This window comes from Kitasatospora sp. NPDC001527 (genome assembly GCF_040298605.1).
Taxonomy (GTDB): Bacteria; Actinomycetota; Actinomycetes; order Streptomycetales; family Streptomycetaceae; genus Kitasatospora.
Genome location: NZ_JBEPAM010000037.1, coordinates 67,609 through 87,422, shown reverse-complemented (window position 1 = coordinate 87,422; position 19,814 = coordinate 67,609). Strand labels below are relative to the sequence as shown.

Genomic DNA, 19,814 nt, shown 5'->3' with positions numbered 1-19,814 from the left:
GAGGCCGGCCATCCGTGGGATGGCCGGCCTCGCTGCCGGGCGCCTTCGGTGCCTCAGGCCCGCTCCGGATGGGAGAGAACCGTTTCGTCACCGGCCCCGAGGCCGCGTCGTGCGCGGCTGAGTCTGCTGCCGTGCCCCCGAGTAGGACGGCTGCGGTTGACGGCAGGGGCTACGACCCCGCCGACAGCGGGGTGTGACCACCTCCGGTCGGGGTCAGCTTTCGGCGAGGATGTGGGACAGCTCCCGGTCGAGGTCGAAGTGACGGTGTTCGGTGCCGGGGGGAACGGCGGCGTCCGTCCGCTTGAGGAACGACTCAAGCGCCCGGGCCGGTGCCTCCAGCAGGGCTTCTCCTTCCGGAGAGCTCAGGGCGATGCAGACCACCCCTTGCCCGTGGCTTCGCGACGGCCACACCCGGACGTCACCCGTACCGGTGGGTCGGTGCAGCCCCTCCGCAAGGAGATCTCGGGCGAACACCCACTCCACGGTCTCGTCGGCGCCGGTGTGGAAGGTGGCGTGCACGGCATAGGGGTCGGCGGTGTCGTAGCGCAGGCCCGCGGGGACGGGCAGTGAGGACTCGCTGGACACGATGAGGCGCAGGTGCAGCTCGCAGCTGACCGTGGTGTTCATAAGCGCCATGGCCTTTCGCTCAGTGTGCGCTCGGGGAATCGCACGTCGGCGAACGGACCATCCCACCTCCACGACCGATGTAAACCCCTCTGTCCCGATTCGGGCGCGAGTCGTACCCCTTACGGCGCATTGCGGAATCGCCACAGAGTGCCCTGCGGGCGATTACCGGGTCCCTTCTCGGTTAGTTTCCTGGCATGACTGTGCGAAGCGACGAGGCACGCGGGGACGCGGGCGGGAACACCGGAACGGGGGACGGGATCGTGCCGGACGACACGGGGGTGCCGACGGGTGCGGGTGACGAGGGCCGCGGGCCCGGTGCCGGGGGAGGCCCGGAGGGCGGCGCCGACGGCGAGAAGCCGCTCGGCTCGCGCGCGCCGGGCTTCATCCGCCGCTCCCGCCCGCTGCACCTGAGCTGGCAGGTGGCCGTCTTCCTGATCGGCCTGGCCGTGGTGGTGCTCGGCGTGATCATGCTCCCGCTGCCCGGCCCGGGCTGGGTGGTCATCTTCCTGGGCATGGGCATCTGGGCGACCGAGTTCGTCTGGGCCCAGCTGGCACTGCGGTGGACCCGCCGCAAGGTGGCCGAGGCCGCGCAGAAGGCCCTGGACCCGCGGGTCCGGCGCCGCAACCTGACGCTCACCGTGATCGGCCTGACGCTGATCGCCGCGCTCGGCGGCTGGTACCTGTGGAAGTACGGGCTGGTCATGCCCTGGAAGATCAACGAGGACTGAGCCGCCGGCCCGGCCCGCCGCCTCCCGCGGGCGGGGCGGGGTGGGGCGCTCCGGTGGCGGGCGGTGTGTTCGGACCACCCCCCGGGATGCGGTAATGTTTTCCCTGCACCCGGGCGATTAGCTCAGCGGGAGAGCACTTCGTTCACACCGAAGGGGTCACTGGTTCGATCCCAGTATCGCCCACCGGAATGCATTGTGATATGTGAGGCCCAGTCGATTATCGGCTGGGCCTCACATGTATTTCCGCAATCCGGTGAACGGTGCCGGGAATGTGCTGAGGCTCAGTCATCTTCCGCCGTCCGCAGGAGTTCTGCGGACGCGTCGGGCGGCACACCCGAACGAGTTGTACGGCACCCCCCGAATGGTGCTACAGTTCTTCTCGTTGCCCGGGCGATTAGCTCAGCGGGAGAGCACTTCGTTCACACCGAAGGGGTCACTGGTTCGATCCCAGTATCGCCCACCGGACAGCACGCAGGCCCTGATCGGGAGACCGGTCGGGGCCTGCGGCGTTTCCGCGCGCCCGCCCCGGCGGGTCGCCCCGGCCGGTCAGGCCGCCACCTCGCACTCGTGCTCCGGCGACAGCCGGCGGCCGCAGCCGCACCGGGCCGGCCGCAGCGGCCAGGACAGGTCCACCCGCTCGTCCGCCCCCGACCGGTCGAACCACGCCTGCAGCCCCCGCGCCTGCGCCGCGTGCCAGACCGCCTGCCGCAGGTGCAGCTCCGCCGCCGTCAGTCCGCCCAGCGCCCCCGGGTACCGCGCGCCGATCGTCCGCACCACCTCCAGCGCCGCCGTCGCGTCGGCCCCCGCGTCGTGCGCCCCGGTCAGCTCCACCCCGTAGTGCGCGCACAGGTCGGTCAGCGTCCGCCGGCCCCGGCGGTAGCGGTCCACGTACTTGTCCAGCACCCGCGGATCCAGCACCAGCAGCGGCGCCGGGCCGATCGCCTCGGCCAGCGACACCCCCCGGTGCCGGCGCAACTCCCGGTCCAGCAGCGTCAGGTCGTACGGCGCGTTCATCACCACCACCGGCCGCCCGGCCCGCGCCTGCTCGGCGAGCGCGGCGGCCACCTCGGCCACCACCACCGGCGCCGGCCGCCCGTGCGCCCGCACCCGCTCGTCGCTGATCCCGTGCACCGCGCGGGCGCCGTCGGGTATCGGCACGCCGGGATCGGCGAGCCAGCCGGTGGCCACCAGGGCCGCGCCCGGGGCGGATTGGACGACCACGGCGGCCGAGACGATGCGATCGCTCTCGACGTCCACGCCGGTGGTCTCGGTGTCGAAGGAGGCGAGCGGGCCGGTGAACCAGTGCTGTTGCATGACTGCCCCTCCGAAAACGGCGCGTTCCCGACCCGGTGATACCCGCTCCTGACGCTCCCTCAACCGTTTGGCGCAGCACCGGCCGGGCACCCTGCCCACGGGCCCCTGTTCGAATCGGACGGGCCCGGGGGACGGGGGAGGACGGACGGCCATGGCGCTGACGCAGCCGCAGCCCGAAGAGGCGGCGGACGTCCTGCGGGGCGACCTCGCGGTGACCGCCTGCATGGAGACCCTGCAGGTCGGCTACCTGCACGCGGTCGTCGCCGCGGCCGGCTGCTCGCTCTCCCAGCCGTTCCCCGACAACGGCATCGACTGGCAGGTCAGCCACGGCTCGCGCAGCCACGAGGTCGACGACGAGGTCACCGTCAAGATCCAGCTGAAGGCCACCCAGCAGATCGCACCCGACCCGCGCGGCGCGTTCTTCTCCTTCACCCTGGACAACGACCACCTGCGCAAGCTCGCCCGCCCCAGGGTCGCCGTGCCCCGGATCCTCGTCGTCATGCTGCTGCCCCGCCGCGTCGACCGCTGGCTGGCCGCCCGCCCCGACGCCCTCGAACTGCGCCACTGCTGCTACTGGGTCAACCTGGCCGGCCACCCCGTCACCGGGCAGCGCCGGACCAACGTCCGCGTCCCCACCGCGAAGGTCTTCGACGACCGCGCCCTGTGCGACATCATGGCCCGGGTCGGCGCGGGCGGCAGCCCGTGACCGCCGGGGCCCGGCCGGGAGGAGCCGCCCCCATGACACTGCCCCACGGGCCGACGCGTCCCACCCCCGGCGCGCCGCCGCCGACCGGGCCGCTGCCCGATCCGGCCGCCGTCGACCCCGCGGTGCTCGCCACCCTGCTCGCCCGGCACGGCTGGGTCCGGCGCGGCGGACCCTCCGCCCGCTACGGCCGCTGGACGCCCCCCGAGGGCACCGACCCCGGCGTCAGCCTGCTCGTCCCCGCCGGCGACGGCTTCGACGACGCCGTCGAACTGCTCACCGACGCCGTCACCGCGCTCTCCCGCTCCGCCAGCCCCTCCGCCCGCGCCATCCTGCTGGCCCTGGCCCTGCCCGGCGACGAGCTCCAGTGGCACCGCGACCTCGCCGCGGCCCCCGGTGCCACCGCCTCCGGCGCCGCGCCCTGGGACGACACCGAACGGCTCCGGCACGCGGCCCGCGCCATGCTCGCCGCCGGCGCCAAGGCCGGCCGCACCCGCGCCGCCTACTTCGGCGCCCGCCTCGACGCCTGGGCCGGCGACTACCTCGACCGGGTCCTGGTCGTCTCCGGCGGCCCGGGCCTGACCGCGTACACCCCCGCCCCCGAGGGCCGGGCGGCGGTCACCACCCTGGTCCGCGCCCTGGAGGCGCTGCGCGACGCCGTCGACTACCGGCGGGTCAGCGGCGGCGGCGAGGCCTTCGAGAACGCCGTCCAGTCCGGGGTCAGCCGCGAGCTGGTCGAATCCGTCCAGGACCTGGTGCGCGGCGCCACCGCCGGCCGGTTCACCGTCGCCTGGTCGCCCGCCGCCGGCACCCCGGGCGGCTTCGGCGACCGCCGGATCGCCGTCGAGTTCTCACCCGGCGACCTGCCCGCCCTCGACGAGGCCGCCGAACTGCTGGAGCGCATCGAGCCCGCCGTCGCCGTCACCGTCGTCGGCCTCGTCGTCCGCCTCAAGCGCGCCGACCCCGCCGGGCCGGGCAGCGTCCGGCTGCGGGTGCTCGGCGGCGCCGAGGTCGACGAGGTCAAGGTCCGGCTGCCCGATCCCGCCTACCGGATCGCCGCCGAGGCCCACCTCGGCGGCACCCCGGTGCGGATCAGCGGCCGCCTGGAGCGCCGCGGCGGCTTCCGGCGGCTCACCCGGCCCACCGCCCCCGAGCCGTGCGGGCTGGAGGAGGCCGAGCGCGAGCGCCTGCTCAAGACCCTGGGGGAGGGGCGGGGCGAGTAGCGAGGGACGGAGGTGACGGTGGGGTCACCGGTCTCGGTACCATCGTCAGGCGCAGCGCTGTGCTGCGCCCTCTGAATCCAGCACGTCAGGAGAGACCGGTGACGGACGTCCGGGTAATCATCAACCGCGAACCCGATCGGGAAGAGCGCGTGGTGACCACGGGCACTACGGCCGCCGAGCTCTTCGCCGACGACCGCTCGATCATCGCCGCCCGCGTCGGCGGCCAGCTGAAGGACCTCGCCCACGCCCTCCAGGACGGCGACGAGGTCGAGCCGGTCGCGATCTCCAGCCCGGACGGCCTCGACATCCTGCGCCACTCCACCGCGCACGTCATGGCCCAGGCCGTGCAGCAGCTCTTCCCGGAGGCCAAGCTCGGCATCGGCCCGCCGGTCAAGGACGGCTTCTACTACGACTTCGACGTCGAGAAGCCGTTCCACCCCGATGACCTCAAGGCCATCGAGAAGCGGATGCAGGAGATCATCAAGCGCGGGCAGCGGTTCTCCCGCCGGGTGGTCACCGACGAGGCCGCCCGTGAGGAGCTGGCCGGCGAGCCGTACAAGCTGGAGCTGATCGGCCTCAAGGGCTCCGCCGCCACCGCCGGTGAGGGCGCCGACGTCGAGGTCGGCGCGGGCGAGCTCACCATCTACGACAACCTGGACGCCAAGAGCGGCGAGCTGTGCTGGGGCGACCTCTGCCGCGGCCCGCACCTGCCCAGCACCCGGATGATCCCGGCGTTCAAGATCATGCGCTCGGCCGCCGCCTACTGGCGCGGCAGCGAGAAGAACCCCATGCTCCAGCGCCTCTACGGCACCGCCTGGCCGAGCAAGGACGAGCTCAAGGCGCACCTGGAGTTCCTGGAGGAGGCCGCCAAGCGCGACCACCGCAAGCTCGGCAACGAGCTCGACCTCTTCTCCATCCCCGAGGAGATCGGCTCCGGCCTCGCCGTCTTCCACCCCAGGGGCGGCATCATCCGCCGCGCCATGGAGGACTACTCGCGCCGCCGGCACGAGGAGGAGGGCTACGAGTTCGTCTACACCCCGCACGCCACCAAGGGGAAGCTGTTCGAGAAGAGCGGCCACCTGGACTGGTACGCGGACGGTATGTACCCGCCCATGCAGCTCGACGAGGGCGTGGACTACTACCTCAAGCCGATGAACTGCCCGATGCACAACCTGATCTTCGACGCGCGCGGCCGCTCGTACCGTGAGCTGCCGCTGCGCCTGTTCGAGTTCGGCACGGTGTACCGGTACGAGAAGTCCGGCGTGGTGCACGGCCTGACCCGCGCCCGCGGCTTCACCCAGGACGACGCGCACATCTACTGCACCCGTGAGCAGATGGCGGACGAGCTCGACTCGACCCTCACCTTCGTGCTCAACCTGCTGCGCGACTACGGTCTGACCGACTTCTACCTGGAGCTGTCCACCAAGGACCCGGAGAAGTTCGTCGGTGACGACGCGACGTGGGAGGAGGCCACCGCCGTCCTCGCCGCGGTGGCCGAGAAGCAGGGGCTGCCGCTGGTCCCGGACCCGGGCGGCGCGGCCTTCTACGGTCCGAAGATCTCGGTGCAGGCGAAGGACGCCATCGGCCGCACCTGGCAGATGTCGACCATCCAGCTGGACTTCAACCTGCCGGTCCGTTTCGACCTCGAGTACACGGCGGCGGACGGCTCGCGCCAGCGGCCGGTCATGATCCACCGTGCGCTGTTCGGCTCGATCGAGCGCTTCTTCGCGGTGCTGCTGGAGCACTACGCCGGTGCGATGCCGCCGTGGCTGGCCCCGGTCACCGTGACCGGCATCCCGATCACCGACGAGCACGTGCCGTACCTGCTGGAGGTCGCGGCCGAGCTGAAGAAGCGCGGGATCCGGGTCGAGGTGGACACCTCCGACGACCGGATGCAGAAGAAGATCAGGAACGCCCAGAAGACCAAGGTGCCGTTCATGCTGATCGCCGGCAACGACGACGTCGAGGCGGGCGCGGTCTCCTTCCGCTACCGCAACGGCGAGCAGAAGAACGGTGTCCCGGTGGCCGAGGCCGTCCAGGAGATCGTGGACGCGGTGGAGCGCCGGATCCAGGTCTGAGCCGGAGAACGGGTGTGAGCGCGGGGCGGGCTCCTCAGGGAGTCCGCCCCGCGCGGCTCTGCAAGCACGGTTGGGCGAATATGCTGATCAGCATGACGACTGAGCCGGAACTGCAGCAGGGCGTCGGGGAGCCGGACGGCTTCCGCCGCCTGTGGACCCCCCATCGGATGGCCTACATCCAGGGCGAGAACAAGCCCACCGGCCCGGCTCCGGACGACGGCTGCCCGTTCTGCTCGATCCCGTCGCTGAGCGACGAGGACGGGCTGGTCGTCGCGCGCGGGAACGCCGTGTACGCGGTGCTCAACCTGTACCCGTACAACGGCGGACACCTCATGGTGGTCCCGTACCGGCACGCGGCGGACTACACCGAGCTGGACGAGGCGGAGACGGCCGAGCTGGCGGTGTTCACCAAGAAGGCGATGACGGCGCTGCGCGCGGCCTCGGGTGCGCACGGCTTCAACATCGGTATGAACCAGGGCGCGGCGGCCGGTGCCGGCATCGCCGCCCACCTGCACCAGCACGTGGTGCCGCGGTGGGGCGGGGACACCAACTTCATGCCGGTGGTCGGCCACACCAAGGTGCTGCCGCAGCTGCTGGCGGACACCCGCAAGATGCTGGCCGAGGCCTGGCCGCAGGGCTGAGGCGCACAGCGGGGAGGGCCCCCGCCGGCCATCGGGTCGGCGGGGGCCCTCCGTCGTGTCCGGTCAGGCGTCGTACCGGTCGACCTTGAACGGGCGGCTGCCCTGGGCCTCGGCCTTGAGACCGGCCGCGCGGCCCTTGAAGGCGCGCTCGGTGTCGAGGTCGTGCTCGGCGAGGAACTCCAGGGTGGCGGTGTGGACGGCGGCGAGCACCGGGTGGGAGGCGTTGAGCGCGTTGTCGGCCATGGTGCGGGTGCCCCAGGGCTGGCCGGCCCAGGTGTGCCGGAAGCCGAAGGGCTCGGGCAGGCCGAGGCCGCCGCCGAGCCAGGAGAGCAGGCCGGGCAGCCGGTAGAAGGGGGCGCGGACGGCCTGCCGGACGACCTCGTCGTTGTCGATCAGCCGGAGCTTGACCGTGCGCTCCTCCCAGAACCGGAAGGTCTTGGCGACGGACTTCTCCTTGTCCTTGGGCTTGTCGCCGAAGAAGCCGTCGATGGGGCCGAGGGCGTAGCCGGCGACGGTGATGTTGAGGGTGTTGGCGAGCAGCACCACGGTGACCGTGAAGGTCAGGACGAGCTTGCCGTCGTGGGTGATGAACTGGGTGGCGAGGTAGTGGCGGGGGCCGCCGCCGAAGGTCTGCTTGTCGGCGATGGCCTGGACGGCGAAGTCGCGCATGTGGTCGCCGTCCATGTCGGCGTTGCCGGGGCGGCTGATCTCGTCGGCGCTCTCGCCGACCTCGTAGACGACCCACTGCTTGACCTGGACGTTGGGCATGCCGCTGTTGGCGACCTCGCTGATGCCCAGTGCCTTGAGGTGGCCGGAGATCTTGCGGACGAGGTCCCAGGGGTGGAACTGGCGGAAGTCGATCTGGCCCTCGGCGGGGCGCAGGGTGTCGATGAGCTTCCACTCGCCCCAGCGGCGGCCGGCGCCGAGGATGCCCTTGGGGCCGGCGTAGTGCTGGATGTTGGTCTCCTGCTCGGACTCCAGGCGGCCGAGCTTGGCGCGCAGGTCGGCGGCCTTCTTGTCGAGGTCGTCGCGGGGGACGGCCATCGGGACGGTCGCGGCGACGGCGTTGCCCTCGGCCAGCGAGAGCCAGCGGGCCCGCAGGTCGACGGCGGTGCGTTCGACGATGCGGCGGGCGAGGTACCAGCCGATGACCGGGGCGAGCATGACCACGCGCAGGTAGAGGCCGAGGATGCCGCCGGCCGGGGGCTTGACGGCGAGCAGCACGGCGAGCGCGGCGGCGAGGACGAGGACGATCGCCCCGTAGACGCCGGCGTTCTTGGGGTTGTCGCGCCGGAGCCAGGCGCGCAGCTGGAAGGCGCCGAGCCAGACCAGGGTGCCGGGCAGGCAGAGCAGGCCGGTGACGACGGAGATGGTGGACAGCTGCCGGTCGCGGGTGCGGCGGATCTCCTCGGCGGCGAGGCAGTGTTCCACGATCTGGCGGGTTTCGATGCCGAAGGAGGGCACCAGGGGCTTGCGGTCGCCGCCGAGGGTGCGGGAGATGAGCGCCTTGCTCCAGGCCTCGCCGAGGTTGGGCTCGAAGAGGGCGAAGCGGCCCTTCTTGGCGGTGGTCCCGGCGAGCTTCGCGGCGCCCTCCTTCAGCGTGGTGTCGCGGTACGCCACCGAGGAGATCGCCTGGGTGCCGGCGGTCTGCGGGCCGGCGTCGGTCCGGGGTATCTGCGCACCCGGAGTCATGTCGAGTGTGGTCACGGTGGCGTCCCCTCCTCCCCTTTGTCCTGCGGCAGGTTACCGTGCCGGGGCACCGGCGCGGGCATGATCGTCTGAAGTGCCGTCACGAACGGGCCACGGTGGATCTGTGGGGCATGATGCCCAGGTTCCGGCTGTTCGACGCGCCCGGTGGCGGGCCATTGGCGGGGGATGGTGCACGATGGCGGCATGGAGAGCGGTGGGCTGACGGATCCGGTGCTGGTGTTCGACGGGGACTGCGGTTTCTGCACCACGTGTACGACGTGGGCGGAGCGCTACCTGCGGCAGACGCTGGCGTCGGGGGGCTGGGAGGCGGTGCCGTTCCAGTTCGCGGACCTGGCGGGGCTGGACGCGGTGGCCGGGGGGCGCGGGGAGGTGTCCTGGGAGCGCGCGGAGCGCGAGGTGCTGTGGGTGACGCCGGCGGGCCGGGTGTACGGCGGGGCGCAGGCGGTGGCGCGGCTGCTGCTGCGTTCGGGCGGGGTGTGGGCGTACCTGGGCGGGGTGCTGGCGCTGGCACCGGTGCGGCCGGTCGCGGGGCTGGTGTACCGGTGGGTGTCGCGCAACCGGCACCGGATGCCGGGCGGGACGCCGGCCTGCGCGCTGCCGCGCCGCTGAGACGAGGGCCTAGCCGTCGGTGAAGCGGGCGGCGAGGGCGGCGGGCATGGGTTCGTGGCGCAGGTGGGCGCGGGTGAACTCGGCGGTGCCGTGGGTGAGCGAGCGCAGGTCGACGGGGTAGCGGGCGAGTTCGAGTTCGGGGACCTCGGCGCGCAGCAGGGTGAGGCCGGGTCCGCCGGTCTCGCTGCCGAGGACGCGGCCGCGGCGGGCGGAGAGGTCGCCGAGGACGGCGCCGAGGTAGTCGTCGGGGAGCAGGACGCTGACGGCGGCGACGGGTTCGAGGAGCCGGATGACGGCGTGTTCGGCGGCGTCGCGCAGGGCGAGGGCGGCGGCGTTCTGGAAGGCGGAGTCGGAGGAGTCGACGGAGTGCGCCTTGCCGTCGGTGAGGGTGACGCGGACGTCGACGAGCGGGTGGCCGGTGGCGACGCCCTTGGCGAGCTGGGCGCGGACGCCCTTCTCGACGGAGGGGATGAAGTGCTTGGGGACGGAGCCGCCGACGACGTGTTCCTGGAACTCGAAGCCGGAGCCGGCCGGGAGGGGTTCGACCTCCAGGTCGCAGATGGCGTACTGGCCGTGACCGCCGGACTGTTTGACGAGGCGGCCGTGGCCGGCGGCGGCGGTGCCGAAGGTCTCGCGCAGGGCGACCTTGTGGTCGACGGTGTCGACGTGGACGCCGTGGCGGTTGCGGAGCCGGTCGAGGACGGCCTCGGCGTGGGCCTCTCCGGTGCACCACAGGACGAGCTGGTGGGTGTCGGGGTTCTGTTCGAGGCGCAGGGCGGGGTCTTCGGCGGCGAGCCGGGACAGGGCCTGGGAGAGCTTGTCGTCGTCGGCCTTGCTGTGGGCCTCGACGGCGACGGGCAGCAGGGGTTCGGGCAGGGTCCAGGTGTCGAGTTCGGCGCTGTGGCCGGGTTCCTGCACGGTGTCGCCGGCGCGGGCGGTGGTGAGTTTGGCGGCGCAGACGAGGTCGCCGGCGACGGCGTGCGGGACGGGCCGCTGGAGTTTGCCGAAGGGGCTGGTGAGGCCGGTGACGCGCTCCTCGGCGTCCTGGTCGGCGGGGTGCCCGGGGCCGGTGAGGCGGATCCGGGTGTCGGGGCGCAGGGTGCCGGCGTAGAGGCGCAGCAGGCTGATGCGGCCGACGTAGGCGTCGCCGGTGACGCGGACGACCTGGGCGGCGAGGGGGGCGTCGGGGTCGCAGGCGGGGGCGGGGCGGGTGCGTTCGGCGGGGGTGGGGAAGGTGGTGGTGATGAGGTCGAGGAGTTCGGTGGCGCCGAGGCCGTGTTCGCTGGTGGGGACGGCGGGGTGGAGGGTGCAGGCGAGGACCTCGCGGCGCATGCCGGCTTCGAGGGAGCCGGTGTCGGGGGTTTCGCCGGTGAGGTACTGCTCCATGAGGGTGTCGTCCTGGCCGGAGATGGCTTCGACGAGGCTCTCGCGGGCGGGGGCGGTGTCGGGCAGCGGGTCGGCCTGGCCGTAGGTGTGGCCGGTGAGGAGGTCGACGCTGCCGTCGGGGCGGCCGTCGTGGTGGACGGGCAGGAAGAGCGGGCGGAGGGTGTCGGGGCCCAGGCCGAAGGCGTCGTGGCAGGCGGTGAGGATGTCGTCGAGGCTGCCGCGGGCGATGTCGAGTTTGGCGACGGCGATGGCGCGGGGGATGTTCTCGGCGGCGCATTCGCGCCACAGGGCGCGGGTGGGCGCGGTGACGGGGTCGGTGGCGGAGACGACGAAGACGGCGGCGTCGGCGGCGTGGAGGGCGGCGCGCAGGTCGGCGGCGAAGTCGGGGTGGCCGGGCGGGTCGATCAGGTTGATCTTGGTGCCGCGCCATTCGAGGGGGAGCACGGAGAGCTGGACGGAGCGTTGCTGCTGGTGCTCGATGGGCTCGTGGTCGGAGACGGTGGTGCCGTCGGTGACCTTGCCGGGGCGGCCGACGGCGCCGGCGGCGTGCGCGAGGGATTCGGCGAGAGTGGTCTTGCCCACGCCGGCGCAGCCGATGAGGACGACGTTGCGCAGGTCGTCCGGTCCGGCGACGGCGGGGGCCTGGCCGGCTCTGGCGGTGCTGCGGTCGGGCATCGGGGTCTCCTCCCGTCGCGCCGAGGCTGTCGGTGAAAGTCTAGGGGCGGAGGCTTTGGGGGGCGCGCGGCGGCATGCGGGGGGCGGTGTGTGCGCGGGGGAGGTCGGTGGGCGTGGCTACGATGGGTGCGCCGGGTGGGCTGATCCACGCGGCCGTCTGCCGCGCACCTGGGCCGCAGGCGGGTACCAGGGAGATCGGAGCGGTCAGGAAGGCCATGCTCAACAAATACGCGCGTGCCTTCTTCACACGTGTTCTGACCCCGTTCGCCGCGTTCCTCATCCGTTTGGGTGTGAGTCCGGACACCGTGACGCTGGTCGGTACGGCCGGTTCGGTGGCCGGTGCGCTGGTGTTCTTCCCGCGCGGGGAGTTCTTCTGGGGCACCGTCACGATCACGCTGTTCATCTTCTCGGACCTGGTGGACGGGAACATGGCGCGGCAGCTGGGGCGGTCCTCGAAGTGGGGGGCGTTCCTGGACTCCACGCTGGACCGGGTCGCCGACGCGGCGATCTTCGGCGGCCTGGCCATGTGGTACGCGGGCAAGGGCGACAACAACCTGCTGTGCGCGGTGGCGGTGTTCTGTCTGGCGAGCGGGCTGGTGGTGTCGTACACCAAGGCGCGGGCGGAGAGCCAGGGGCTGCCCTGCGACGTGTCGGGGCTGGTGGAGCGGGCCGAGCGGCTGGTGATCAGTCTGGTGGCGGCCGGTGTGGCGGGTCTGCACACGTTCGGGGTGCCGTACGTGGAGTGGCTGCTGCCGGTGGCGCTGTGGCTGGTGGCGGTCGGCAGTCTGGTGACGGTGATCCAGCGGATGCTGACGGTGCGCCGTGAGGCGTTCGAGGCGGACCGCGTGGCGGCCGGGAGCTGAGAGGGGGCGGTTCCGTGGTGAGGGACCGACTGGTGGACCGACTGGTGTACACGGCGTACGCGGCGGGCTGGGGGGCGCTCAAGCACCTGCCCGAGCCGGCGGCGCGGGGGCTGTTCGACCGGCTGGCGGACTCGGCGTGGCGGCGGCGCGGCAAGCGGGTGCTGCAGTTGGAGGCGAACCTGCTGCGGGTGTGCCCGGAGGCGGACGAGGCCCGGCTGCGGGAGCTGTCGCGGGCCGGGATGCGCTCGTACATGCGGTACTGGCAGGAGTCGTTCCGGCTGCCGGTGTGGGGCCGCGGGCGGGTGCTGCGGGATGTTCGGGTCGAGGGTTTCGAGCTCCTCCAGGAGGCGCTGGAGTCGGGGCGCGGCGCGGTGATAGCGCTGCCGCACATGGGCAACTGGGACCTGGCGGGGGCCTGGGTGGCGACCCGGGGGTACCGGTTCACGACGGTGGCGGAGCGGTTGAAGCCGGAGCGGCTGTTCGACCGGTTCGTGGCGTTCCGGGAGAGCCTGGGCATGGAGGTGCTGGCGCTGACCGGCGGCTCGGTGAGCGTGGTCGGCACGCTGGCGCGGCGGCTGCGGGCGGGCGGGCTGGTCTGCCTGGTGGGGGACCGGGACCTCTCGGAGGCGGGCATCGAGGTGTCGTTCTTCGGCGAGGCGACGCGGATGCCGGCCGGTCCCGCGGCGCTGTGCCAGCGGACCGGGGCGGCGCTGCTGCCGGTGTCGCTCTGGTACGAGGGGCGGACCATGCGGGGCCGGGTGCACCCGGAGGTCGTGGTGCCCGCGGAGGGCGACCGGGCGGAGAAGACCCGGGCGATGACGCAGGCGATGGCCGGGGTGTGGGAGTCGGCGATCCGGGAGCACCCGGAGGACTGGCACATGCTGCAGCGCTTCTGGCTGGCCGACCTTCCGGTCCGTGGCACCGTGGAGGCGGGGGCCGGGGCCGCGGGCGCCGCCCGCCGGGCCGTCCGGGAGCCCGCCGCCGGGGAGCCGGCGGCCGAGGCCTCGGGGGCCTGAGGCCAGGCCTTCCCCCACCGTCCGCACCGCCCGCAGGATTTTCGAGGAGACCCGTGAAGATCGGCATCGTCTGCCCGTACGACTGGGACGTCCCCGGCGGCGTGCAGTTCCACATCCGGGACCTCGCCGAGCATCTGATCGGCCTGGGCCACGAGGTGTCGGTGCTGGCGCCGGCCGAGGACGACGAGGCGCTGCCGCCGTACGTGGTGTCGGCGGGCCGGGCGGTGGCGGTGCCGTACAACGGCTCGGTGGCGCGGCTGAGCTTCGGGATCCTGTCGGCGGCCCGGGTGCGGCGGTGGCTGCACGAGGGGCGGTTCGACATCCTGCACGTGCACGAGCCGGCCTCGCCGAGCCTGTCGATGCTGGCCGCGTGGTCGGCGTCGGGGCCGATGGTGGGCACCTTCCACACCTCGAACCCGCGCTCGCGGGCGATGATCGCGGCCTCGCCGATCCTCCAGCCGGGGCTGGAGAAGATGCGGGCGCGGATCGCGGTGAGCGAGTACGCGCGGCGCACCCTGGTGGAGCACCTGGGCGGGGACGCGGTGGTGATCCCCAACGGCGTGGACGTGGGGTTCTTCGCGGGGGCGGAGCCGGACGAGCGCTGGGTCGGCGGGGCCGCCGAGGGGCGGCCGGGGACGATCGGCTTCATCGGCCGGATCAACGAGCCGCGCAAGGGGCTGCCGACGCTGCTGGCGGCGCTGCCGCGGATCCTCGAACAGCGGCCGGGGGTGCGGCTGCTGGTGGCGGGCAAGGGCGACGAGGAGGAGGCGGTCGCCGGCCTGGCGCCGGAGGTCCGGGCGCAGGTGGAGTTCCTGGGCATGGTGAGCGACCGGGACAAGGCGCGGCTGCTGCGCAGCGTGGACCTGTACGTGGCGCCGAACACCGGCGGCGAGAGCTTCGGGATCATCCTGGTCGAGGCGATGTCGGCGGGGGCGCCGGTGCTGGCGAGCGACCTGGACGCGTTCAAGCAGGTGCTGGACGGCGGGGACGCGGGCGAGCTGTTCCCGGTGGAGGACGCGGACGCGCTGGCGCGGACGGCGCTGCGGCTGCTGGGCGACCCGGTGCGGCTGGAGGAGCTGCGCAAGGCGGCGTCCCGGCACGTGCGGCGGTTCGACTGGTCGACGGTGGGCGCGGACATCCTGGCCGTGTACGAGACGGTGACGGCGGGGGAGGCCGCGGTGGTGGAGGACGAGCGCAGCGGGCGGCGCGGCCGGTTCGGGCTGGCCCGGGACTGAGGCGCCGGGGAACCGGAGCCCTGGGGAACCGCGACGCCCGGGGCCGAAGCGCCCGGGTCCGACATCGTCCGCTACTGCACCGGGCCCGGGCGCGGTTAAGGTCGGACGGCTGACCCGTCCGCACGTTCCCGAGCCCCTGGAGGCCCCGGTGCCGCAGATCTCCGTCGACTACTCCCCGAGCCTGGCCGGCTCCTTCGACCGCCGCGAGCTGGGCCTGGCGATCAACCGGCTGGCGGTGGAGACCATCGACGCCAAGCCCGAGGGCTGCAAGACGATCTTCCGGCCGACCGACCCGGAGACCGTGGTCGGCCAGAGCGAGCGCCCCGAGGCGCAGGTGTTCGTGCAGTTCCAGATCTTCCCGGGGCGCACCCCGGAGGCGAAGGCGGCGCTCACCGAGGGGGTGCTGGCGCTGCTGGCGGAGCGGGTGAAGCCGGCCCCGGGGGAGCGGCTGCACCTGGCGGCCGACGTGCGCGACATCGACCGCGGCGCCTACCGCAACACGGCGATCGAGGGATGAACCGGTGGCACCCGGTAGCGTAGCGCCCCGTGACTACCTGGATCTGGGCCGGCGTGGCCGTGGTGCTGTTCGGTATGTACCTGAGCTGGACGGCCGGAAGGCTGGACCGGCTGCACGCCCGGATCGACGCCGCCCGCGCGGCGCTGGACGCGCAGCTGGTCCGCCGGGCGTCGGTGGCGATGGAGCTGGCGACGTCCTCGCTGCTGGACCCGGCGGCCTCGCTGCTGCTGCTGGACGCGGCGCACGCGGCGCGGCAGGCGGAGGACGAGCAGCGCGAGGTGGCGGAGAGCCAGCTGAGCCTGGCGCTGCGGGCGGTGTTCGCGGAGCCGGAGCAGGTGGCGGCGCTGGTGGCGGAGCCGGGCGGCGAGGACACGGTGCGGGACCTGACGGCGGCGGTGCGGCGGGTGCCGATGGCGCGGCGCTTCCACAACGACGCGGTGCGCGCGGCGCGGGCGGTGCGTGAGCACCGTCTGGTGCGGTATTTCCGGCTGGCGGGCAAGGCGCCGTTCCCGATGGCTTTCGAGATGGACGACGCGCCGCCGGTGGCGCTCACCCCGGAGGGCGCACCCGCCTAGAAGCCACCGGTGGTGCGGGTACCACCGGTCGGGAGGGGCGGGTCCGGATACGGCCTCTTTGTCGTATCCCGCCGGGTGGGCTGGACTTGGTGGCGCATGGAGGGGCGCCTTCTTCCGCCTACCATAGGGCGATAGCACTGGTTCATCTTCGAGTGAGGTCTCACGTGTCCACCACCCCCACCACCGCAGACCAGCCGCAGATCGGCACCGCCCGGGTGAAGCGCGGCATGGCCGAGCAGCTCAAGGGCGGTGTGATCATGGACGTGGTCAACGCCGAGCAGGCGAAGATCGCCGAGGACGCCGGCGCTGTGGCCGTCATGGCCCTGGAGCGGGTGCCCGCCGACATCCGCAAGGACGGCGGCGTGGCGCGCATGTCGGACCCGAACATGATCGAGGAGATCATCGAGGCGGTCTCCATCCCCGTCATGGCGAAGTCCCGGATCGGCCACTTCGTCGAGGCCCAGGTGCTGCAGTCGCTGGGCGTCGACTACATCGACGAGTCCGAGGTGCTGACCCCGGCCGACGAGGTCAACCACTCCGACAAGTGGGCCTTCACCACCCCCTTCGTCTGCGGTGCCACCAACCTGGGCGAGGCGCTGCGCCGCATCGCCGAGGGCGCGGCCATGATCCGCTCCAAGGGCGAGGCCGGCACCGGCAACGTCGTCGAGGCGGTCCGCCACCTGCGCCAGATCAAGAACGAGATCGGCCACCTGCGCGCCCTGGACCACAACGAGCTGTACGCCGCCGCCAAGGAGCTGCGCGCCCCGTACGAGCTGGTCAAGGAGGTCGCCGAGCTCGGCAAGCTGCCGGTCGTGCTGTTCTCCGCCGGTGGTGTGGCCACCCCGGCCGACGCCGCGCTGATGCGCCAGCTGGGTGCCGAGGGCGTCTTCGTCGGCTCGGGCATCTTCAAGTCGGGCGACCCGGCCAAGCGTGCCGCCGCGATCGTCAAGGCCACCACCTTCTTCGACGACCCGAAGATCATCGCCGACGCCTCCCGCAACCTGGGCGAGGCCATGGTCGGCATCAACTGCGACACCCTGCCGGAGACCGAGCGGTACGCCAACCGCGGCTGGTAATGCGCTCCGGACGGCCCGCCGCGCGGTGAGAACACCGGCGCGGCGGGCCGCCGCGCGTCGTCGAGTTCGAGAGTCGAGAGGTACGAGAAGTGTCCACTCCAGTCATCGGCGTCCTCGCCCTGCAGGGTGATGTTCGCGAGCACCTGATCGCGCTGGCCGAGGCCGACGCGCTCGCCCGCCCGGTCCGCCGCGCGGAGGAGCTGGCCGAGGTCGACGCGCTGGTGATCCCCGGCGGGGAGTCCACCACGATGTCCAAGCTGGCGCTGCTGTTCGGCGTGATGGACCCGCTGCGCGAGCGGGTCGCCGCCGGCATGCCGGTGTACGGGACCTGCGCCGGCATGATCATGCTGGCGGACAAGATCCTGGACGGGCGCGAGGACCAGGAGACGGTGGGCGGCATCGACATGACGGTGCGCCGCAACGCCTTCGGCCGCCAGAACGAGTCCTTCGAGTCCGGCGTCGCCTTCCGGGGCCTGGACGACGCCCCGGTGCACGGCGTGTTCATCCGCGCCCCGTGGGTGGAGGCGGTCGGCGCGGGCGTCGAGGTGCTGGCCGAGCTCCCGGCCGCGGACGGCCCGGACAGCCGGATCGTGGCCGTGCGCCAGGGCAACCTGCTGGCGACCTCGTTCCACCCGGAGCTCACCGGCGACCACCGGGTGCACGCCTACTTCGTGCGGATGGCCGAGGAGCACCTCGCCGCCGCGTGACCGCGTGTGCGTGACCGTGTGCGGGCGGGCGCCGGCCGCACCGGTAAGATCTCATCTGTTCATTTCCCTTTGGCGACGTAAAGGAGCTGGCGATGTCCGGCCACTCTAAGTGGGCTACCACCAAGCACAAGAAGGCCGTGATCGACGCCAAGCGCGGCAAGCTCTTCGCCAAGATGATCAAGAACATCGAGGTGGCGGCGCGCACCGGCGGCCCCGACCCGGCCGGCAACCCGACGCTCTACGACGCCATCCAGAAGGCGAAGAAGAGCTCGGTCCCGATCGACAACATCAACCGCGCCGTCAAGCGCGGTGGCGGTCTGGAGGCCGGCGGGGCCGACTACCAGACGATCATGTACGAGGGCTACGGCCCGAACGGTGTCGCGGTGCTTATCGAGTGCCTCACCGACAACCGCAACCGCGCCGCCTCCGACGTGCGCGTGGCGATGACCCGCAACGGCGGCTCGATGGCCGACCCGGGCTCGGTCTCCTACCTGTTCACCCGCAAGGGCGTCGTCATCGTCCCCAAGGCGGACGGCGTGGACGAGGACAAGCTCTTCGAGGTCGTCCTGGACCAGGAGCCCGAGGAGATCAACGACCTCGGCGACTCCTTCGAGATCGTCTCCGAGGCCTCCAAGATGGTCGCCGTGCGCACCGCGCTGGTGGACGCGGGCGTCGACTACGACTCGGCCGAGGCCAACTTCCTGCCGAGCATGCAGGTCGAGCTGGACGTCGACGGCGCCCGCAAGATCCTGAAGCTGATCGACGCCCTGGAGGACAGCGACGACGTGCAGAACGTCTTCGCCAACTTCGACATCAGCGACGAGGTCGGTGCGCAGCTCGACGCCGAGTGATCGTGCCCCTCCCGGCCCGGCGGTCCCCAGGACCGCCGGGCCGGTGTCGTTGGGGGCGCTGTCGGTGGCGGAGGGTAGCCTTCGCTGGTCGGAGGAGATCGTGACCGAGGGGGAGCTTTGGTGCGGGTGCTGGGTGTCGACCCGGGGCTGACCAGGTGCGGGGTCGGCGTGGTCGAGGGCGCGCCGGGCCGGCCGTTGCGGATGGCCGGGGTCGGCGTGGTGCGCACCCCCGCCGAGGCCGAGATCGGGCAGCGGCTGCTGCTGGTCGAGCAGGGTCTGGAGGCCTGGCTGGACGAGCACCGCCCCGACCTGGTGGCCGTCGAGCGGGTCTTCGCCCAGCACAACGTCCGCACCGTGATGGGCACGGCGCAGGCCAGCGCGGTGGCGATGCTCTGCGCGACCCGGCGCGGCATACCGGTCACCCTGCACACCCCGAGCGAGGTCAAGGCCGCCGTCACCGGCTCCGGCCGGGCCGACAAGGCGCAGGTCACGGCCATGGTGCAGCGGCTGCTGCGGCTGGACGCGCCACCGAAGCCGGCCGACGCCGCCGACGCGCTGGCGCTGGCCATCTGCCACATCTGGCGCGGCGGCGCCACCAACCGCCTGGAGGCCGCGATCAAGGCGGCCCGCACCACCCCCTCCCCGCACGGCCCGAAAGGAACCATCCGATGATCGCCTTCGTGCAAGGACCCGTGGCGGCGCTGTCCGGCGGCATCGCGGTGGTCGAGGTCGGCGGGGTCGGCATGGCCGTGCAGTGCACCCCGAACACGCTGGCCGGTCTGCGGCTCGGCGAGCCGGCCCGGCTGGCGACCTCGCTGGTGGTCCGGGAGGACTCGCTGACGCTGTTCGGCTTCGCGGACGACGACGAGCGCGGCGTCTTCGAGATCCTGCAGGCCGCGCCGGGCGTCGGCCCGAAGCTGGCGCAGGCGATCCTCGGCGTGCACAGCCCCGACGCGCTGCGCCTCGCGGTGGCGAGCGGGGACGAGAAGGCGCTGGTGGCGGTGCCCGGCATCGGCAAGGCCAAGGCCGCCAAGCTGCTGCTGGAGTACAAGGACAAGCTGGGCGCGCCGAGCGGCGCGGTCCCGGCGCAGAAGCCGGTCGCCACCGGCCCCGCGCCGTGGAGCGAGCAGCTGCACTCCGCGCTGGTCGGCCTCGGCTACGCGCCCCGCGAGGCGGACGAGGCGGTCGCCGCCGTCACCCCGCAGGCCGAGGAGCAGCCGGTGCCGGACGTGGGCGCGCTGCTGCGCCTGGCGCTGCGCGGCCTCAACCGATCTCGCTGA

The 19,814-nt window shown here is 72.8% G+C and carries 20 protein-coding genes and 2 tRNA genes; 18 read left to right on the top strand and 4 right to left on the bottom strand.

Going from position 1 to position 19,814, the window contains the following annotated elements:
- Window positions 1-213: 213 nt before the first annotated feature.
- Window positions 214-627: an SsgA family sporulation/cell division regulator gene (locus ABT238_RS27810; RefSeq protein ID WP_030056266.1), complete on the bottom strand. Its 414-nt coding sequence runs from the start codon at window positions 625-627 to the stop codon at window positions 214-216.
- 194 nt (window positions 628-821) lie between these two features.
- Here ABT238_RS27810 and ABT238_RS27805 point away from each other — a divergent pair, with 194 nt between their 5' ends.
- From ABT238_RS27805 to ABT238_RS27795, 3 genes are all read left to right on the top strand, one after another.
- Window positions 822-1,355, top strand: coding sequence for a TIGR02611 family protein (locus ABT238_RS27805; protein ID WP_350570332.1), 534 nt, complete (start codon window positions 822-824; stop codon window positions 1,353-1,355).
- Between the two features lie 111 nt (window positions 1,356-1,466).
- Window positions 1,467-1,538: transfer RNA gene (locus ABT238_RS27800), tRNA-Val, on the top strand.
- Between the two features lie 205 nt (window positions 1,539-1,743).
- Window positions 1,744-1,815 (top strand) — tRNA-Val (locus ABT238_RS27795).
- 86 nt (window positions 1,816-1,901) lie between these two features.
- Here ABT238_RS27795 and ABT238_RS27790 read toward each other — a convergent pair.
- On the bottom strand, window positions 1,902-2,669 hold the full coding sequence (locus ABT238_RS27790; protein ID WP_350570331.1) for a 3'-5' exonuclease: 768 nt from the start codon (window positions 2,667-2,669) through the stop codon (window positions 1,902-1,904).
- Window positions 2,670-2,820: 151 nt separating this feature from the next.
- Here ABT238_RS27790 and ABT238_RS27785 point away from each other — a divergent pair, with 151 nt between their 5' ends.
- The 4 genes from ABT238_RS27785 (at window position 2,821) to ABT238_RS27770 (ending at window position 7,314) form a co-directional block, all read left to right on the top strand.
- On the top strand, window positions 2,821-3,375 hold the full coding sequence (locus tag ABT238_RS27785) for a DUF4365 domain-containing protein (protein ID WP_350570330.1): 555 nt from the start codon (window positions 2,821-2,823) through the stop codon (window positions 3,373-3,375).
- A 32-nt stretch (window positions 3,376-3,407) separates the two neighbouring features.
- The gene (locus ABT238_RS27780; RefSeq protein ID WP_350570329.1) at window positions 3,408-4,595 is read left to right on the top strand and encodes a hypothetical protein; all 1,188 of its coding nucleotides are present in this window, start codon (window positions 3,408-3,410) and stop codon (window positions 4,593-4,595) included.
- 98 nt (window positions 4,596-4,693) lie between these two features.
- Window positions 4,694-6,673, top strand: coding sequence for a threonine--tRNA ligase (gene thrS / locus ABT238_RS27775; RefSeq protein ID WP_350570328.1), 1,980 nt, complete (start codon window positions 4,694-4,696; stop codon window positions 6,671-6,673).
- Window positions 6,674-6,753: 80 nt separating this feature from the next.
- Window positions 6,754-7,314 (top strand): HIT family protein, encoded by a 561-nt coding sequence (locus ABT238_RS27770; RefSeq protein WP_350570327.1) that lies wholly within the window; start codon window positions 6,754-6,756, stop codon window positions 7,312-7,314.
- Window positions 7,315-7,377: 63 nt separating this feature from the next.
- On the opposite strand, the gene ABT238_RS27765 is transcribed toward ABT238_RS27770, so the two are convergent.
- Window positions 7,378-9,021 carry an AbeC-like domain-containing protein gene (locus ABT238_RS27765; protein ID WP_350795931.1) on the bottom strand — a complete coding sequence of 548 codons (1,644 nt, stop codon included), beginning with the start codon at window positions 9,019-9,021 and terminating at the stop codon, window positions 7,378-7,380.
- 186 nt (window positions 9,022-9,207) lie between these two features.
- Between ABT238_RS27765 and ABT238_RS27760 the strand changes: the two genes are divergently transcribed.
- Window positions 9,208-9,633, top strand: coding sequence for a thiol-disulfide oxidoreductase DCC family protein (locus ABT238_RS27760; RefSeq protein ID WP_350570325.1), 426 nt, complete (start codon window positions 9,208-9,210; stop codon window positions 9,631-9,633).
- Window positions 9,634-9,642: 9 nt separating this feature from the next.
- On the opposite strand, the gene ABT238_RS27755 is transcribed toward ABT238_RS27760, so the two are convergent.
- The gene (locus ABT238_RS27755; RefSeq protein WP_350795915.1) at window positions 9,643-11,694 is read right to left on the bottom strand and encodes an elongation factor G-like protein EF-G2; all 2,052 of its coding nucleotides are present in this window, start codon (window positions 11,692-11,694) and stop codon (window positions 9,643-9,645) included.
- A gap of 215 nt (window positions 11,695-11,909) precedes the next feature.
- On the opposite strand from ABT238_RS27755, the gene pgsA reads away from it, so the two are divergent.
- The 10 genes from pgsA (at window position 11,910) to ruvA (ending at window position 19,814) form a co-directional block, all read left to right on the top strand.
- Window positions 11,910-12,557 carry a phosphatidylinositol phosphate synthase gene (gene pgsA, locus ABT238_RS27750; RefSeq protein WP_350570351.1) on the top strand — a complete coding sequence of 216 codons (648 nt, stop codon included), beginning with the start codon at window positions 11,910-11,912 and terminating at the stop codon, window positions 12,555-12,557.
- A 29-nt stretch (window positions 12,558-12,586) separates the two neighbouring features.
- Window positions 12,587-13,573, top strand: coding sequence for a phosphatidylinositol mannoside acyltransferase (locus tag ABT238_RS27745; protein WP_502884364.1), 987 nt, complete (start codon window positions 12,587-12,589; stop codon window positions 13,571-13,573).
- Between the two features lie 53 nt (window positions 13,574-13,626).
- On the top strand, window positions 13,627-14,808 hold the full coding sequence (locus ABT238_RS27740; RefSeq protein WP_350570321.1) for a glycosyltransferase family 4 protein: 1,182 nt from the start codon (window positions 13,627-13,629) through the stop codon (window positions 14,806-14,808).
- A gap of 148 nt (window positions 14,809-14,956) precedes the next feature.
- On the top strand, window positions 14,957-15,325 hold the full coding sequence (locus tag ABT238_RS27735) for a 5-carboxymethyl-2-hydroxymuconate Delta-isomerase (protein ID WP_350570320.1): 369 nt from the start codon (window positions 14,957-14,959) through the stop codon (window positions 15,323-15,325).
- Window positions 15,326-15,354: 29 nt separating this feature from the next.
- Complete coding sequence (locus tag ABT238_RS27730; RefSeq protein WP_350570318.1) at window positions 15,355-15,900, top strand: hypothetical protein; 546 nt, start codon at window positions 15,355-15,357, stop codon at window positions 15,898-15,900.
- Window positions 15,901-16,064: 164 nt separating this feature from the next.
- Complete coding sequence (gene pdxS, locus ABT238_RS27725) at window positions 16,065-16,976, top strand: pyridoxal 5'-phosphate synthase lyase subunit PdxS (RefSeq protein WP_030286348.1); 912 nt, start codon at window positions 16,065-16,067, stop codon at window positions 16,974-16,976.
- Window positions 16,977-17,065: 89 nt separating this feature from the next.
- Window positions 17,066-17,683 carry a pyridoxal 5'-phosphate synthase glutaminase subunit PdxT gene (gene pdxT / locus ABT238_RS27720; protein ID WP_350570317.1) on the top strand — a complete coding sequence of 206 codons (618 nt, stop codon included), beginning with the start codon at window positions 17,066-17,068 and terminating at the stop codon, window positions 17,681-17,683.
- A gap of 92 nt (window positions 17,684-17,775) precedes the next feature.
- The gene (locus tag ABT238_RS27715) at window positions 17,776-18,534 is read left to right on the top strand and encodes a YebC/PmpR family DNA-binding transcriptional regulator (protein WP_049651428.1); all 759 of its coding nucleotides are present in this window, start codon (window positions 17,776-17,778) and stop codon (window positions 18,532-18,534) included.
- Window positions 18,535-18,654: 120 nt separating this feature from the next.
- Window positions 18,655-19,206 (top strand): crossover junction endodeoxyribonuclease RuvC, encoded by a 552-nt coding sequence (gene ruvC, locus ABT238_RS27710; protein WP_350570316.1) that lies wholly within the window; start codon window positions 18,655-18,657, stop codon window positions 19,204-19,206.
- Window positions 19,203-19,814 (top strand): Holliday junction branch migration protein RuvA, encoded by a 612-nt coding sequence (gene ruvA, locus ABT238_RS27705; protein WP_350570315.1) that lies wholly within the window; start codon window positions 19,203-19,205, stop codon window positions 19,812-19,814. The genes ruvC and ruvA overlap by 4 nt, the downstream gene beginning before the upstream one ends.